The sequence below is a fragment of the Microtetraspora malaysiensis genome, from assembly GCF_001528665.1.
In the GTDB taxonomy this organism is placed as follows: Bacteria; Actinomycetota; Actinomycetes; order Streptosporangiales; family Streptosporangiaceae; genus Microtetraspora_A; species Microtetraspora_A malaysiensis.
In genome coordinates, this window is the sequence record NZ_BBYJ01000043.1 from 12721 (window position 1) to 29564 (window position 16844).

At 72.4% G+C, this 16844-nt stretch carries 12 protein-coding genes; 5 read left to right on the top strand and 7 right to left on the bottom strand.

From position 1 onward, the window contains the following. Nucleotides 1–266: 266 nt before the first annotated feature. The 7 genes from AWQ71_RS37910 to AWQ71_RS37940 form a co-directional block, all read right to left on the bottom strand. The gene (locus AWQ71_RS37910) at nt 267–1751 is read right to left on the bottom strand and encodes a sodium/solute symporter (RefSeq protein ID WP_067143678.1); all 1485 of its coding nucleotides are present in this window, start codon (nt 1749–1751) and stop codon (nt 267–269) included. Between the two features lie 13 nt (nt 1752–1764). After that, nucleotides 1765–2187: a hypothetical protein gene (locus tag AWQ71_RS37915; RefSeq protein ID WP_067143681.1), complete on the bottom strand. Its 423-nt coding sequence runs from the start codon at nt 2185–2187 to the stop codon at nt 1765–1767. Then, nucleotides 2184–2933 (bottom strand): LytR/AlgR family response regulator transcription factor, encoded by a 750-nt coding sequence (locus tag AWQ71_RS37920; protein WP_067143684.1) that lies wholly within the window; start codon nt 2931–2933, stop codon nt 2184–2186. The genes AWQ71_RS37915 and AWQ71_RS37920 overlap by 4 nt, the downstream gene beginning before the upstream one ends. 134 nt (nt 2934–3067) lie before the next feature. Then, nucleotides 3068–4240 (bottom strand): sensor histidine kinase, encoded by a 1173-nt coding sequence (locus AWQ71_RS37925; RefSeq protein WP_067143686.1) that lies wholly within the window; start codon nt 4238–4240, stop codon nt 3068–3070. A gap of 10 nt (nt 4241–4250) precedes the next feature. Next, a complete protein-coding gene (locus tag AWQ71_RS37930) occupies nt 4251–4676 on the bottom strand; it encodes an HIT family protein (protein ID WP_157570827.1) in 426 nt (141 codons plus the stop codon). A 67-nt stretch (nt 4677–4743) separates the two neighbouring features. Next, nucleotides 4744–5121, bottom strand: coding sequence for a DUF3618 domain-containing protein (locus AWQ71_RS37935; protein ID WP_157570828.1), 378 nt, complete (start codon nt 5119–5121; stop codon nt 4744–4746). Then, the gene (locus AWQ71_RS37940) at nt 5118–5516 is read right to left on the bottom strand and encodes a phage holin family protein (RefSeq protein ID WP_067143695.1); all 399 of its coding nucleotides are present in this window, start codon (nt 5514–5516) and stop codon (nt 5118–5120) included. The genes AWQ71_RS37935 and AWQ71_RS37940 overlap by 4 nt, the downstream gene beginning before the upstream one ends. 339 nt (nt 5517–5855) lie before the next feature. Between AWQ71_RS37940 and AWQ71_RS37945 the strand changes: the two genes are divergently transcribed. From AWQ71_RS37945 to AWQ71_RS37965, 5 genes are all read left to right on the top strand, one after another. Further along, a complete protein-coding gene (locus AWQ71_RS37945; protein WP_067143698.1) occupies nt 5856–8315 on the top strand; it encodes a glycoside hydrolase family 48 protein in 2460 nt (819 codons plus the stop codon). A 186-nt stretch (nt 8316–8501) separates the two neighbouring features. Then, complete coding sequence (locus AWQ71_RS37950; protein ID WP_067143700.1) at nt 8502–10871, top strand: glycoside hydrolase family 9 protein; 2370 nt, start codon at nt 8502–8504, stop codon at nt 10869–10871. 120 nt (nt 10872–10991) lie between these two features. Then, on the top strand, nt 10992–12434 hold the full coding sequence (locus AWQ71_RS37955; protein WP_245658931.1) for a glycoside hydrolase family 10 protein: 1443 nt from the start codon (nt 10992–10994) through the stop codon (nt 12432–12434). Nucleotides 12435–12671: 237 nt separating this feature from the next. Beyond that, complete coding sequence (locus AWQ71_RS37960; protein ID WP_067143702.1) at nt 12672–15947, top strand: SNF2-related protein; 3276 nt, start codon at nt 12672–12674, stop codon at nt 15945–15947. Further along, nucleotides 15944–16837 (top strand): SWIM zinc finger family protein, encoded by an 894-nt coding sequence (locus AWQ71_RS37965; RefSeq protein WP_245658933.1) that lies wholly within the window; start codon nt 15944–15946, stop codon nt 16835–16837. The genes AWQ71_RS37960 and AWQ71_RS37965 overlap by 4 nt, the downstream gene beginning before the upstream one ends. Nucleotides 16838–16844 lie beyond the last annotated feature (7 nt).

Sequence of the window (16844 nt, forward strand, 5' to 3'; positions counted from 1 at the left end):
CTGTGATCTGGATCACGCAGAGCGTAGGAGGGGGGCGCGGCCCTGACGAGACGCCCACGCCCTCTCGTCGGTGAGCCGCCGCCTCGCGGCGGTCAAGCAGGTGCGGCGTGCGATGAATGGTCCCATCAATGCGCCGAGCGGTCGGACATCCCGCCCAGCGCTCGGCCGCCGCGGCGGTCGATCGGCGTACCGGGACGGACGAGGACGCACGAGAACGGACGCCGGACGAGGACGGGCGAGGACGGGCGAGGACGGGCGACGAACGGTCAGACGGAGCGCGGCCGCCAGTCACCCCGGTCCACGTCGAGGACCTCGGGGGTGTGCAGCCGGACCATGGTCCTGGCCACGTTCCTCGGCACCCGGGACGGCGTCAGCAGCGACACCACGATCATGACGGTGAAGGAGATCGGCACGCTCCACGCCGCCGGCTGAGCCAGCAGCGCCTCCACCCAGCCCGAGTACGGCCCGCCGACGATGGTGACGACGCCCGCGCCGCAGGCCAGCCCGCCTCCGGTGAGGAGCCCGGCCAGCGCGCCGACCGTGGTGAGCCGACGCCACCAGATGCCGAGCACGAGCAGCGGGCAGAACGAGGACGCCGCGACCGCGAACGCCAGCCCCACCACGTCGGCCACCGGGAGCGTCCGCGCCAGGCCCGCCAGCGCGAACGGCACCGTCACCGCGAGGACCGTCGCCATGCGGAACGGCCGCACCCCGCCGCCCATGAGGTCCTGGGCGATCACCCCCGCGACCGACACGGCCAGCCCGGACGACGTCGAGAGGAACGCGGCGAACGCCCCCGCCGTCACCAGCGCCGTCAGCAGCTCCCCCGCCGTCCCGCCGATGAGCCGCCCGGGCAGGGTGAGGACGACGGCATCCGTGGCGGGCAGCCCGTAGACCCGGCCGAGGTATCCGTACGCGGCGGGCATCAGATAGAACGCGCCGAGCAGCGTGAGCACCAGCAGCGTGGTCCGGCGGGCGGCCCGGCCGTCGGGGTTGGTGTAGAACCGCACCAGCACGTGCGGCAGCCCCATCGTGCCGAGGAACGTCGCCATGATCAGCGAGTACGTCGCGTAGACCGGGTGCTCCCGCCCGTGCAGCGGCAGCGCCCACGGGTCGCCGGGCGGCAGGCCGGGCGAGCCGCCGGACCGCCAGGCGATCAGCATGAAGACCAGCGGCACCGCCATCGCGGTCAGCTTGAGCCAGTACTGGAACGCCTGGACGAACGTGATCGACCGCATGCCGCCGGACAGCACGTTGAGGGCGACCACCACCGCCACGAGCAGCCCCCCGGCCCAGGTCGGCGCGCCCGTCACCGTCTGGAAGACCAGCCCGGCGCTCTGGAACTGCGGCATCAGATAGAGCCAGCCGATCAACACCACGAGCACGCTGGAGGCGCGCCGTACCACCATCGACTCCAGCCGCGCCTCGGCGAAGTCCGGCAGCGTGTACGCCCCCGACCTGCGCAGCGGGGCCGACACGAGCACGAGCAGCACGAGGTAGCCGCCGGTCCAGCCGACCGGGAGCCACAGCATGTCCGCGCCGTAGGTGAGGATCAGCCCGGCGACCCCGAGAAACGAGGCCGCCGAGAGGTACTCGCCGCCGATCGCCGACGCGTTCCACAGCGGCGACACCGTGCGCGAGGCGACGTAGAAGTCCGAGGTCGTCCGGGACACCCGGATGCCGAAGGCCCCGATCAGGACCGCCGCGAGCAGGACCAGCACCACCGCGGTCACGCCGTAGGCGGGGCTCACCGCCGCGCTCCGCTCACTCGCGGTCCATCAGCTCGGCGAAGTGGCGCTCGTTCCGTTCGGCCTGCCGTACGTACAACCAGGCGCCGACGACGAACGCGGGGTAGATGAGCCCGGCGAGCACCAGCCAGGGCAGCGGCACGCCGAGCAGGTCGGCCGAGCGCAGCTCCGGCACCAGCAGGAACAGCAGCGGCAGGCCGCCGACGACGCAGCCGAGCACGGTGCAGACGAACAGCGCCAGCCGGAACTGGGTCCGCACCAGCGAGGCCATGTAGACCTCGCCGACCCGCGTCTGCTCGTCGATCTCGGTGGTGAGCGGGCGGCGCGGACGCCGGGCGGCGGCGGCGCGGGGGCTGGTGACGGCGACCCGGCGGGGCCGCTCCGCGTCGGCGGCCGACCGGCTCACCCGCAGCAGGTCGGAGATCCGCTTCTCGGTCATCGCGGCCCGGCCTTGCGCGCGCGCCGCACCAGCAGGTCGCGCAGCTCGCGGGTGTGCCGGCGGCTGACGGGGATCTCCGTGTCGCCGATCCGCACCACGCACCGGCCGGAGTCGATGCGCAGCTCGTCGATGTGCCTGAGCGCGACCAGGTGGCTGCGGTGGACCCGGACGAACCCGGCGGTCGCCCAGCGCTCCTCCAGCGCGGCGAGCGGGATGCGTACGAGGTGGCTCCCGGTCGCGGTGTGCAGCCGGGCGTAGTCGCCGCGCGCCTCGACGTACCGGACCTCGGTGCTGGCCACGAACCGGGTCACCCCGCCCAGCTCGACCGGGATCGTGTCCGCCTGCGAGCCGGTCTCCGGCTCCGTACGGCTGCCGCACACCCGCCGGATCGCCTCGGCCAGCCGCTCGGGACGGACCGGTTTGAGGAGGTAGTCCTCGGCCTTCAGCTCGAACGCGTCCACCGCGTGGTCCTCGTACGCGGTGACGAACACGATCTTCGGCGGCCGGGTGAACTGGGCGAGGAGCCGGCCGAGCACGACGCCGTCGAGCCCGCGCATCCGGATGTCGAGGAAGACCGCGTCCACGGGCCTGCCCTCGGCCATCGCGCGGTCGAGCAGCTTCAGCGCCGCCGCGCCGTCACGGGCGGTCAGCACCTCGCCGATGCGCGGATCCGCCCTGAGCAGGTATGCCACGTCCTCCAGGGCGGGCTGCTCGTCGTCCACCGCCAGGACCCGCAGGCCGGTCACGGAAGCCCTCCTTCACCACACGGAATCCCATAGAGCGTGTTGAATCAGGACAGCCGAAGTCAACGCCTCACCGGTCGGGGATCACAACGATTCGGCCCCGCGGGATCGGCGCGCCGGAAGAACGCGGCCGGTTGTCAGGCCGAGACGCCGGGGTGGTACTTGGGGAGACGGATGCTGACCTTGGTCCCGGCGCCGCGGCCCGTCTCGACCATGAGGCCGTACTCGTCGCCGTACACCTGCCGGAGGCGCTCGTCCACGTTGGCCAGGCCGACGCCGGTGGCCCGGTCCTCGCCGGACAGGATGCGGCGCAGCCGTTCCGGGTCCATGCCGATGCCGTCGTCCTCGACGCTGATGCCGCACTCGGCGCCCGCGTCCTCGGCCAGGATCGAGATCCGGCCGACGCCCGGCTTGCTCTCCAGGCCGTGCCGTACGGCGTTCTCGACCAGCGGCTGCAGGCACAGGAACGGCACGGCGACGGCGAGCACCTCCGGGGCGATGCGCAGCGTCACCTGAAGCTGGTCGCCGAACCGGGCCCGTTCCAGGGTGAGGTAGCGCTCGATGGAGTGCAGCTCCTCGGCGAGCGTGGTGAAGTCGCCGTGCCGCCGGAACGAGTACCGGGTGAAGTCGGCGAACTCCAGCAGCAGCTCCCTGGCCCGTTCCGGGTCGGTGCGGACGAAGGAGGCGATCGTGGTCAGCGAGTTGTAGATGAAGTGCGGCGAGATCTGCGCGCGCAGCGCCCTGACCTCGGCCTCCATCAGCATGGTGCGGGAGCGGTCCAGCTCGGCCAGCTCAAGCTGCGAGTCCACCCACCGGGCCACCTCCTGCGCCGCCCGGACCAGCCCCGCCGACGCGTGGTCGCCGTACGCGGCGAGGGTGCCGACGACGCGGTCCTCGGTGGTGAGCGGCACGACCACGGCGTGCCGGATCGGGCATTCCAGGTACACGCAGTCCAGCGCCAGGACCTGAGTCCGGCCGTCCTCCAGCGTCCCGGCGGCGTGGCGGAACGCGTCCTTGGCGTGGTGGTCGCCCGCGCCGTCGTAGACGAGCAGTTCCTCGCGGTCGGTGACGGCGATCGCCGGGGAGCCCAGGAGTTCGCGCAGGTGCCGGGACGCCTTGAGCGCGCCGGCCTGGGTGAGCCCCGCGCGCAGCGGCGGCGCGGCGAGCGAGGCCGTGTGCAGGGTCTCGAACGTGGCCCGCTCCGCCGGGCTGCTGCCCAGCTCGCTCCGGCCGCGCAGCACACGCCACAGGACGACGGACGGCACGCCGATCAGGACCGCGACCACGAGGGCCGCCACCAAAGGTTCCACGCCGCGTCCTTTACGTTGTAGATTTCTGGATCGCGGCCCGGATCCGCGCGGCGTACTCCATGACCTCGCCCTCGTCGGCGTACTTCACCCGGGGCCAGAAGAAGCCGCGCAACCCGTCTTTGCGGTCGCGCGGCACGACGTGGGTGTGCAGGTGGGGGACGCTCTGGCTGACCCGGTTGTTCAGCGCGACGAAGGTGCCCGCGACGCCGAGGCCCTCCTCCACCGCCCTGGCCACCTCGCGTACCCGCTGGAAGTACGGCCCGACGTCGGCGTCATCCAGGTCGGTCAGGGTCTCGACATGGACGCGGGGCACGACGAGGACGTGCCCCTTGAACACCGGCCGGGCGTCGAGGAAACCCACGGCCACCTCGTCCGACAGCACCGTCGCGGCGGGGGTGCGGCCCGCCACGATGGCGCAGAACACGCATTCGTCCACGCGCGCTCCTTCTCGTGATGCTCCCGACATCGTGCCATCATCGCGATGCCGGACCACTCACGAGCGTTCAGGCGCCTCCCCGGCCGCGCATCCGGCGCCTCCTCGCCCGGCGCAGGGCGAGCCCGGCGGCCGCGCCGAGGGCGACGACCGCCGCCGGCAGCATCAGGCCGCCGGCCTGGCGGGCCTTCACGCGGGCCCGGCTCCTCAGGTCGAACCGGGAAACCAGTTCGGCCACCGTACGGGCGAGCTCCGCGCGGTCGCGCTCGATGTCGCCGCGCACCGCCGCCAGCTCATCGGCGAGGGGCCGCCACGCGACGGCGACGCGCTGGATGGTCTCGTTCAGGGTGTCGCCGGAGTCGGCGACCGCGCCGCCCTCCACGAGGTGGCTGTGCACCCCCACCTCTCCCGCACCGTGGCGGTCTGTCCCGGCGCCGGTCTCGCTCATCGGCGCACGCCTTCTCGCACCACGCCGATGTCGGTCTTGACGCTGCGCATCGCGCGATGGGGCGTCGGCGGTCCGGCGGAGGACACCACCTGCTTGCCCACCACCCCGACGAGCATGGCCAGGAAGAGGAGGCCGCCGCCGATGATCAGCGCGGACGCCCAGCCGGGCAGCACGAGCGCCAGCGCCATGATCGCCGCGGCGACCAGCGCCGCTCCACCGAGCAGCGCGGTCGCCCCGGCCGCGCCGAGGAGCCCGGCGCCGAACCCGGCGTGCCTGCCCTTCTCCATGAGCTCGATCTTGGCGAGCCGCAGTTCGCCCCGGACCAGCCGGGACACCTGCTCCGACATCTGCCGGACCAGTTCGCCGGTCGAGTGACCTTCCCTGGTGTGAACCATGGTCGCCTCCCATATCGGAGATGCGTATGCGCCTACCCGCCAACCTGGCCCCAAACCCGGGCGAAACAGATGAAAGTTTCAACCGGTACACGCCTGCTGTTCAGCGGCGTACCAGGCAAAAGGCCAGCCTGCGCGCGCGGCCCGCCCGGCGCGGGAGAGCGCGCGAACGGGCGCCGCGCGGACGGTGATTGACATCGCGGAGGGTGGTTCCACAATCCTGAATGGGAGCGCTCCCATGTCCGGTTCGATCCAGCCGTCCGTCCGCACCGCGAGGCCGCGTCCGCCACCTGGCGCTCCGTCTCGCCGGTGCCACCCCCCACCATTGGAGAACCCCAGAAGATGCGCACACGACCCCCACGAGCGGGAGCGCTCCCACGATCACGGAGACAGATCGCCTGGGTAGCCGCCGCCGGCGTCTCCGCCGCCATGCTGGCCGGCCTGGCGCAGTCCCCCGCGTCCGCCGCGGTCTCCTGCGGCGTGACCTACGCGGTCAACGAATGGACGTCCTCGCCCGGCGAGGGCGGGTTCACCGCCAACCTCACCATCAACAACCTCGGCGATCCGATCAACGGCTGGACGCTCAAGTTCACCTTCCCGGGGAGCCAGAAGGTGACGCTGCCGGGCTGGTCGGCCAACTGGAGCCAGAGCGGCGCCGCCGTCACCGCGACCAACCTGGACTGGAACGGCTCCCTGGGCACCGGCGGCTCGACCAGCGTCGGGTTCAACGGCACGTGGAGCGGCGCCAACCCCGCGCCCACCTCGTTCACGATCAACGGGGTGACCTGCGGTGGCGGCGGTCCGTCGCCCTCCCCGTCCGTGTCCCCGTCCGCGTCCCCGTCGGCGTCTCCCTCCGCCTCGCCGTCGCCGTCGGCCTCGCCCTCCCCGTCCGCGTCGCCGACCGTCAGCCCGCCGAGCAACGCGTACGTGCAGAACTTCCTCACGATGTACAACAAGCTGCACGACCCGGCCAACGGGTACTTCTCACCCCAGGGCGTGCCGTACCACTCGGTCGAGACGCTGATGGTGGAGGCCCCCGACCAGGGCCACGAGACCACGTCCGAGGCCTACAGCTACTACCTGTGGCTGGAGGCGATGTACGGCAAGGTCACCGGGGACTGGAGCAAGTTCAACAACGCGTGGGCCTCGCTGGAGAAGTACATCATCCCCGCCACCGCCGACCAGCCGACGAACTCCTTCTACAACGCGAGCAAGCCGGCGACGTACGCCGGTGAGTGGGACGACATCACGAAGTACCCGTCCCAGCTCGAGTCGGGCGTGAGCGTCGGCGTGGACCCGATCGCGGGCGAGCTGAAGTCCGCCTACGGCACCGGTGACGTGTACGGCATGCACTGGCTGCTCGACGTGGACAACACCTACGGCTTCGGCCGCTGCGGCGACGGCACCACCAAGCCCGCGTACATCAACACCTACCAGCGCGGGCCGGAGGAGTCGGTCTTCGAGACGATCCCGCAGCCGTCCTGCGACACGTTCAAGTTCGGCGGCCCGAACGGGTACCTCGACCTGTTCACCAAGGACGCCTCGTACGCCAAGCAGTGGAAGTACACCAACGCCCCCGACGCCGACGCGCGCGCGGTCCAGGTGGCCTACTGGGCGCTGCAGTGGGCCAAGGACCAGGGCAAGGAGTCGCAGATCTCCGGCACGGTCGCCAAGGCCGCCAAGATGGGCGACTACCTGCGCTACGCGATGTACGACAAGTACTTCAAGAAGCAGGGCTGCACCGCCACCTCCTGCGCCGCCGGCACCGGCAAGGACAGCGCGGCCTACCTGCTGAGCTGGTACTACGCCTGGGGCGGCGCGAACGACAGCTCGGCCGGCTGGGCCTGGCGGATCGGGTCGAGCCACAACCACTCCGGCTACCAGAACCCGCTCGCCGCGTACGCGCTGTCGAACGTGAACGAGCTGAAGCCCAAGGGGACGACGGCGGTCACCGACTGGTCGGCGAGCCTCACCCGCCAGCTCCAGTTCTACAAGTGGCTGCAGTCGGCCGAGGGCGCGATCGCGGGCGGCGCGACCAACAGCTACCAGGGCCACTACGCGGCCCCGCCGGCGAACCTGCCGACCTTCTTCGGCATGTCGTACGACTGGCAGCCGGTCTACCACGACCCGCCGTCCAACCAGTGGTTCGGCTTCCAGGCCTGGTCGATGGAGCGCGTGGCCGAGTACTACTACGCCACGGGTGACGCCAACGCCAAGGCCATCCTGGACAAGTGGGTCACCTGGGCGCTGGCCAACACCACCGTGAACGCCGACGGCACCTACCAGATCCCCTCGACGCTGCGCTGGACCGGCCAGCCGGACGCCAACTTCAGCGGCCCCGGGATGCCCCCGGCCAACACCGGCCTGCACGTCACGGTCGTCGACCGCACCACCGACGTGGGCGTCGCCGGCTCCTACGCCAAGACCCTCATGTTCTACGCCGCCAAGTCGGGCCACACGGCCGCCAAGAACACCGCCAAGGCGCTGCTCGACGGCATCTGGCAGCACAACCAGGACGCCAAGGGCGTGTCGGTGCCGGAGACCAAGGCGGACTACAACCGCCTCGACGACCCCGTCTACGTCCCGGCCGGCTGGACCGGCACGATGCCGAACGGCGACGCGATCAACTCGAACTCGACCTTCATCTCCATCCGGTCCTGGTACAAGAACGACCCGGACTGGCCGAAGGTCCAGGCGTACCTGAACGGCACGGCCCCCGCGCCGACCTTCAACTACCACCGGTTCTGGGCACAGGTCGACGTGGCCACCGCCCTCGGCCAGTACGGCCTGCTCTTCCCCTGAGACCGCAGGCCGGCGGCGCGGACCCGGTGATCCAGACCCGGGGGAACGGTGTCGCCTGACCCTTCACCGCACCCCCCGGTACCGCCGGGGAGGCCGGGCACCGGGCCCGGCCTCCCCGCCGAAGCCGGGGCGCGACGGCGCCTGACCCGCCGTCGCGCCCCCGACCCCCCTATGCGAGGCATCCACATGCGGCGTATGTTCACGGCTCTGGCGGCCCTGCTGGCCGCGGCCGCGTTCTCACCGGTGACCGAGAGCGCGGCGCTCACCCCCGCCGCGGCGGCGGCGCCGGCGTTCAACTACGGCGAGGCGCTCCAGAAATCCCTCTTCTTCTACGAGGCGCAGCGGTCCGGGAAGCTGCCGGCCGCGGGCAGGGTGAGCTGGCGCGGCGACTCGGCTCTCAACGACGGCAAGGACGCGGGCCTCGACCTCACCGGCGGCTGGTACGACGCCGGTGACCACGTCAAGTTCGGCCTGCCGATGGCGTCGACCGCCACCATGCTGGCGTGGGGCGCGGCCGAGTACCGCGACGCGTACGCGTCGTCCGGGCAGCTCACCTACCTGCTCGGCGACCTGAGGTACGTCAACGACTACTTCATCAAGGCGCACCCCTCGCCGAACGTGCTGTACGGCCAGGTGGGCAACGGCGGGACCGACCACGCCTGGTGGGGGCCGGCCGAGGTCATGCCGATGACCCGCCCCGCGTACAAGATCGACGCGACCTGCGGCGGATCGGACCTGGCCGGTGAGACGGCGGCGGCGATGGCCGCGTCCTCGATCGTCTTCCGCCCGACGGATCCGGCGTACGCCGACACGCTGGTGACGCACGCCAGGCAGCTCTACACCTTCGCCGACACCGTGCGGAAGAAGTACAGCGACTGCATCACCGACGCGGCGGGCTACTACCAGTCCTGGAGCGGCTACAACGACGAGCTGGTGTGGGGCGCCATCTGGCTCTACCGCGCCACTCAGGACGCGTCCTACCTCACCAAGGCCGAGTCGTACTACGCCGGCCTGGGCACCGAGCCGCAGTCGACCACGAAGTCGTACAAGTGGACCATCGCCTGGGACGACAAGTCGTACGGGTGCTACGTGCTGCTGGCCGAACTCACCGGCAAGCAGCAGTACGCCGACGACGCCAACCGCTGGCTGGACTTCTGGACCGTCGGCGTGAACGGCCAGAAGGTCCCCTACTCCCCCGGCGGCGAGGCCGTGCTCGACCAGTGGGGGTCGCTGCGCTACGCGGCGAACACGGCGTTCGTCGCCCTCGTCTACAGCGACTGGCTGACCGACGCCACCCGCAAGGCGCGCTACCACGACTTCGGCGTCCGCCAGATCGACTACGCGCTCGGCGCGAACCCCCGCAACTCGTCGTACATGATCGGGTTCGGCGCCAACCCGCCGAAGAACCCGCACCACCGGACCGCGCACGGCTCGTGGTCCAACAACATCGCCGAACCCGCCGCGAGCCGGCACATCCTGTACGGCGCGCTGGTCGGCGGGCCGAAGGCGGCCGACGACGCCTACACCGACAGCCGGAGCGACTACGTGATGAACGAGGTCGCCACCGACTACAACGCCGGATTCACCGGCGCGCTGGCCCGGCTGTACAAGGAGTACGGCGGAACGCCGCTGACGAACTTCCCTCCGGCGGAGACGCCCGACGGGCCCGAGATCTACGCCCAGGCGTCGGTGAACGCCGCCGGCCCGAACTTCACCGAGATCAAGACGCTGATCGTCAACCACTCGGCGTGGCCGGCCAGGGCGCTGGCCGACGGCACGTTCCGCTACTACTTCACGCTCGACGGCGACACGACCCCCGCGCAGATCACCCTGACCACCGCGTACAACCAGTGCATGGCGCCCACCGGCCCGACACAGTTCTCCGGGCGGATCTACTACGTCACGATCGACTGCTCGGGCCAGGTCATCGCGCCCGCGGGCCAGTCGGAGTCGCGGCGGGAGGTCCAGTTCCGGATCGCCAGCTCGGGCTCCTGGGACCCGTCGAACGACTGGTCGTACTCGGGCGTGTCCACCACCCCGGGCTCCACCCCGGTGACCGTGCGGAACATCACGATCCACTCCGGCGGCGCGACGATCTGGGGCACGGCCCCCGGCGCCGAGCCGTCGCCGTCCGCCTCTCCCTCTCCCTCACCCTCACCCTCGCCGTCCGCCTCTCCCTCACCCTCCGCGTCGCCGTCCGCGTCCCCCTCGCCCTCGGTGTCGCCGTCGGCCGGCCCCTCCCCCACGGGCCGGGCGTGCGCGGCCACCTACCGGGTGACGAACTCCTGGCAGGACGGCTTCCAGGCCGAGGTCACCGTGACGAACAGCGGCGGGACCGCGATCAGCGGCTGGACCGTGGGCTGGGCGTTCCCGAACGGCCAGACGATCACCCAGGTCTGGAACGGCACGCTGAGCCAGTCCGGGGCGAACGTCACCGTCAAGAACGTGGGCTACAACGGCGCCCTCGCCCCGGGCACCTCGACCGCGTTCGGCTTCACCGGCGGCTGGTCCGGCGCGGGCGGCGACCCGGCGCCGATCACCTGCACCCCCGCGTAACCGCGCCCCCCTGACCGCCCGCCTCCCCGGACCACAGCCCCCAGGGGAGGCGGGCACGCTCCCCGGCGGTGTCCGCCTCCGGGGCCACCCCCTGCAAGGACAGAAGAGGTGACACACCCCATGATGGACAGCACTTCCCGCACGCCTGCGAAGACGCTGGCGGGCCTCGCCGCGACGGCCCTGGCCGCCGCGGCCGTCGTCGCCGCGGTGACCGGCCCGGCGTCCGCGGCCAGCGGCCTCGGTCAACTCGCCGCGGCCCAGGGCAGGTACTTCGGTACCGCCCTGGCCAACAACCACCTCGGCGAGTCGGCGTACGCGACGGTCGCCGACCGGGAGTTCAACTCGGTCACGCCCGAGAACGAGATGAAGTGGGACGCCACGGAGCCGTCGCGCGGCTCCTTCACCTACACCGGCGGCGACGCCATCGTCAGCCACGCCCAGGGCCACGGGCAGAGCGTGCGCGGGCACACCCTGGTCTGGCACAGCCAGCTCCCGTCCTGGGTGAGCAACGGCGGCTTCAACGCCGCCACGCTGACCTCGGTCATGCAGAACCACATCAGCAACGTCGCCGGCCACTACAAGGGCAAGCTGTACGCCTGGGACGTGGTCAACGAGGCGTTCAACGACGACGGCACCCGCCGCCAGTCGGTCTTCCAGACGACGATCGGCGACAGCTACATCGCCACCGCCTTCCAGGCGGCGCGGGCGGCCGACCCGACCGCCAAGCTGTACTACAACGACTACAACATCGAGGGGATCAACTCGAAGAGCACGGCCGTGTACAACATGGTCAAGGCCTTCAAGCAGCAGGGCGTCCCCATCGACGGCGTCGGCCTCCAGACGCACCTCATCCTCGGCCAGGTCCCCTCGGATCTGCAGGCCAATCTGCAGCGCTTCGCCGACCTCGGCGTTGATGTGGCGCTGACCGAGGTGGACGTCCGGATGCAGACCCCGGCCGACTCGGGCAAGCTGGCGACCCAGAGCGCCAACTACGCCGCCCTGACCAAGGCGTGCCTGAACGTCACGCGCTGCGTCGGCATCACCGTCTGGGGGGTCACCGACAAGTACTCCTGGGTGCCGGACGTGTTCGCCGGGTACGGCGCTCCGCTGCTGTTCGACAACTCCTTCAACGCCAAGCCCGCGTACACGGGGGTGAGCGGCGCGCTCGGCGGGGGCACCTCCAGCCCCAGCCCCTCGGCGAGCCCGACCGCCAGCCCGAGCCCGTCGGCGAGCCCGACCTCCTCGCCGAACCCCGGCAGGTCCTGCTCGGCGACGTACCAGAAGGTGAACGAGTGGAACAACGGCTTCCAGGCCGAGGTCACGGTCACGAACACCGGCTCGTCGTCGATCGGCGGCTGGACCGTCACCTGGGCGTTCCCGAACGGCCAGAAGATCACCCAGCTCTGGAACGGCACGCTGAGCCAGTCCGGAGCGAACGTCACCGTGCGGAACGTGAGCTACAACGGCACGGTCGCGCCGAACGGCTCGACCACGTTCGGCTTCACCGCTGACTGGTCGGGCGGCAACGGCACGCCGTCCTCCGTCACCTGCGCCGCCTCCTGACCCGCGGACATCCGGGACGACCTTCCGCGCGGCCGTTTCCGAAACTTTCGCCGAAATGACGAAACTCTCGGATCCGCCGCCGGGGGGCGTCCCTCTCCGAGCCCCCGGAACCGTTCCGGGGGCTCTTTCGTTTCCCGTCGGTCACGGGCGGACAGATGGCCCGGAGGCTCCCGGCGGACGGGCTCCTCCACCCGGCGCCCGCTGTTAGCGTTGCCCTGTTCGGAAAGGAGTTACCGCGTGCTGGTGATCCACGGCGCCTGGTGCGGCGGCGATCTGGCGATCTGGGCGGAGGACACGCGCGGCGGCCCGGCCACCGCGTCACGGGCCAAGATCCGCCCGCATCCGTTCGCGGCGCCGGCGGCGGCCGTCGCCGCCGACCTGTCGCTGTGGGGGGAGGTCCCCGGCGCCGCGGCGGCCAAGGCGGCCGCGGCCGACCTGGTCCTGCTGCTGCCCGGTTCGGCGCGCGGCCCGCTGCCGTCCCCGGAGTCCGGCCTCACGACCGCCGCGCGCCGCCCGTCCATGGCGCTGTGGCGGGTGCCCGCGCTGCGGATCCCCGCGAGTGAGGCACTCGCCCTGCTTGAGCGGGTGGACGCGCCGGCCCACCTCCCGGCCGCGGCGTACGAGCCGGACGAGGCCGACGAGGCCGACGAGGCGCCGGCCCTCGGCGGGGCGGGTGGACCGGGCGACCACCTCGGCACGTCCTCCGAACCGGTGGGATCGACGTCGCGGGTCCCGGTCCCCGGCGCCTCGCTGCGCTACCTCGCCGCGGTCGCCGGATACGCCGCCGATCTCGTCGCGCACGGCCGGGTGCTCCCCCAGCTCGTCGGCGAGGACGGCGGTTACGCGGCGCGCTGGCGTCCCGTGCTGACCGGCCCGTACGCCGCCCGGTTCCGCGAGCTGGCCGCCGCGATGCCGCCCGTCTGCCGGGCCGTGGACGAGGAGCGCCCCTCGGCCCACGTGCTGATCGAAGTGCTGGCCTGCCTCACCGACGCGGTCGTGCGGCGGTCGCTGCCCGACCGGCTGCTGCGCGGCCACCGCCCGGGCCCGCGCAGCCCGCTGGCCGACCGCTGGACGGTGGCGCTCAGCGGGGAGGCGGCGGCGCTGCCCGGCGTGAAACCCGCCGAGGCGGAGAAGCTGGCCGCGCCGCTGCTGGAGTGGTTCGCCGCCGCGCACCGCCTCGACGGGCCGGTCCGGGTCTGCTTCCGGCTGACCGAGCCCGAGCCGGACCTCGACCCGGACCTCGACCCGGACCTCGACCCGGACCTCGACCCGGACCTCGACCCGGCCGCGTTCGTGCCCGCGGATGTGGTCGCCGCGTACGGCGGGCAGCCCGCGGCCGCCCCGGACGCCCCGGACGCCCCGGACGGCGACGTGTGGCGGCTGGAGTTCGCCCTCCAGTCCGCCGAGGACCCCAGCCTCTACCTGACCGCCCGCGACATCTGGGCGGGGACGGGCGCGCCGGGGTTCCCCGGCCGCCCGGACGAGACGCTGCTCGCCGGGCTCGGCCGGGCCGTACGCCTGTATCCGAAGGTGGACGAGGCGCTGCGCGGCCCGCGCCCGGACGGCCTGGCCCTCGACACGGCCGGGGCGTACGCGTTCCTCCGGCACGCCGCGCCGCTGCTGCAGGCCGCCGGGTTCGGGGTGCAGCTCCCCGCCTGGGCGGGCCGCACCCGGCTCGGGCTGAAGCTCACCGCGCGGACGCGGCAGTCCGGTCCCGGAGCCGTCGCCGGACAGGGGTTCGGCATGGAGCAGCTCGTGGACTTCCGCGCCGAGCTCGCCATCGGCGACGACACGATCGACGAGGAGGAGCTGGCCGAGCTGGCCCGGCTCAAGGTCCCCCTGGTACGCGTGCGGGGGCGCTGGGTCGAGCTGGACGACCGGCAGCTGCGGGCCGCGCTGCGCGCGGTCGAGCGCCGCCGGAACGGCGCGGCGACCGTCCACGAGGTGCTCCGGGAGGTGGCCCAGGGCGGCGAGGACGAGCTGCCGCTGGTGGCGGTGGACGCGGACGGCCCGCTCGGCGACCTGCTGTCCGGCGAGGCCGACCGCCGGCTGCGCCCGGTGGCGACCCCGGAGGCCTTCCAGGGCGCGCTGCGGCCGTACCAGGAGCGCGGGCTGGCCTGGCTGTCGTTCATGTCCGCGATCGGCCTCGGCGGCGTCCTCGCCGACGACATGGGCCTGGGCAAGACCGCACAGACGCTGTCGCTGCTGCTGAGCGAGCGGGAGTCGGGCGCGCGGCCGGCTCCGACGCTGCTGGTCTGCCCGATGTCGCTGCTCGGCAACTGGCAGAAGGAGGCGGCGCGGTTCGCGCCGTCACTGGACGTCTACCTGCACCACGGCACGGGCCGGGAGCGCGGCGACGAGCTGGCCGAGCGGGTGGGCCGGGCGGACGTCGTGCTCACCACGTACGGCACCGCCCTGCGGGACCAGGAGGCCCTGGCCGGGTTCGACTGGGGCCGGGTCGTCTGCGACGAGGCGCAGGCGATCAAGAACAGCGCGGCCCGGCAGGCGCGGGCGGTGCGCGCCCTGCCCGCGCGGACCCGGCTGGCGCTGACCGGCACGCCGGTGGAGAACCACCTGGCCGAGCTCTGGTCGATCATGGAGTTCTGCAATCCCGGCCTGCTCGGGCCGGCCAAGGAGTTCCGCACCCGCTACCAGGAGCCCATCGAGCGCACGGGCGACGAGGCGGCGACCGCCGCGCTGCGCCGGGCCACCGGGCCGTTCGTGCTGCGCCGCCTCAAGACCGACAAGACCATCATCTCCGACCTGCCGGAGAAGATGGAGATGAAGGTCTGGTGCACCCTCACGCCCGAGCAGGCCACGCTGTACCAGGCGGTCGTCGAGGACATGATGGCCCGCATCGCGGACAGCGAGGGCATCGAGCGGCGCGGCAACGTGCTGGCCGCGATGACCAAGCTCAAGCAGGTCTGCAACCATCCGGCGCACCTGCTGAAGGACGGCTCGCGGCTGCCCGGCCGGTCGGGGAAGCTGGCCCGGCTGGAGGAGCTGGCCGAGGAGGTCGTCGCCGAGGGCGACAAGGCCCTGGTCTTCACGCAGTACTCCGAGTTCGGCGCGCTGCTCCAGCCCTACCTGGCCGCCCACCTCGACCGGCCGGTCCTGTGGCTGCACGGCGGCCTGCCGAAGAGCCGCAGGGACGCGCTGGTGGAGCGGTTCCAGAACGACGACGAGCCGATGCTGTTCCTGCTGTCGCTCAAGGCGGCCGGCACCGGCCTGAACCTCACCGCCGCCAACCACGTGATCCACGTGGACCGGTGGTGGAACCCGGCCGTGGAGAACCAGGCCACCGACCGCGCCTTCCGCATCGGGCAGACACGGAACGTGCAGGTCAGGAAGTTCATCTGCGTGGGCACCCTGGAGGAGCGGATCGACGAGATGATCGAGCGCAAGACGGCGCTCGCCGAGCGGGTCGTGGGCGCCGGCGAGGACTGGATCGCCGAGCTGTCCACGGACCGGCTGCGTGAGCTGTTCCAGCTCGGATCGGAGGCCGTGCAGTGATCCGGAAGAAGTCCGGGGGCAGCGGGTCGCACGGCGACTGGTTCGAGCCCTCCCGCCCGATCAAGGTCGAGGGCGGCCTGCGGGTGCGCAGCAAGCGCGGCTCGATCGGCGAGCAGTGGTGGTCGCGCCGGTTCATCGACATCCTGGAGACCCTCTGCGACCGCGGCCGGCTCTCCCGCGGCCGCTCGTACGCGCGGTCCGGTCAGGTGCTCGACCTGGAGATCGCGCCGGGCCGGGTGCGGTCCCGGGTCCAGGGGTCGCGGCCCACGCCGTACCGGGTCGTCGTCGAGGTCGAGGCGTACGGCGCGGACCGGTGGCGGGACGTGGTCGAGGCGCTGGCCGGGCAGGCGCTGCACCGTGCCGCGCTGCTCGCCGGGGAGATGCCGCCCGAGATCGAGAAGGTCTTCCGTTCGGTCGGCCTGCCGCTGTTCCCGGACGAGGACGGGCTGGAGATGTCCTGCTCGTGCCCGGACTGGGGGTTCCCCTGCAAGCACCTGTCGGCGGTGCTGTACGTCCTGGCGGAGTCGTTCGACGACGACCCGTTCCTGGTGCTGGCCTGGCGGGGCATGGCCAGGGACCGTCTGCTGGACGCGTTGCGCGACACGGCTCTGGCGGGGACGGGCGGCGGCGAGGAGCCGTCCCGGCCGGGCCTTTTCGACGTGCCCGACGTGCCGTTCGCCGAGCGGATGGCGGACTTCTACGAGACGCCGGTCTCGCCGGCCCGGCTGCGCGACCGCGGCGACCTGCCCGCCTCTCCGTCGGACCTGCTGCTGCGCGCCCTCGACCCGCCGCCGGTCAAGGCGCGGCACATCCCGCTGCTCGACCTGCTGCGGCCCGCGTACCGCGTGCTCGCGGAGGGCGGCCCGGAGGGCGCGGCGGACCGGGACTGACCACCCG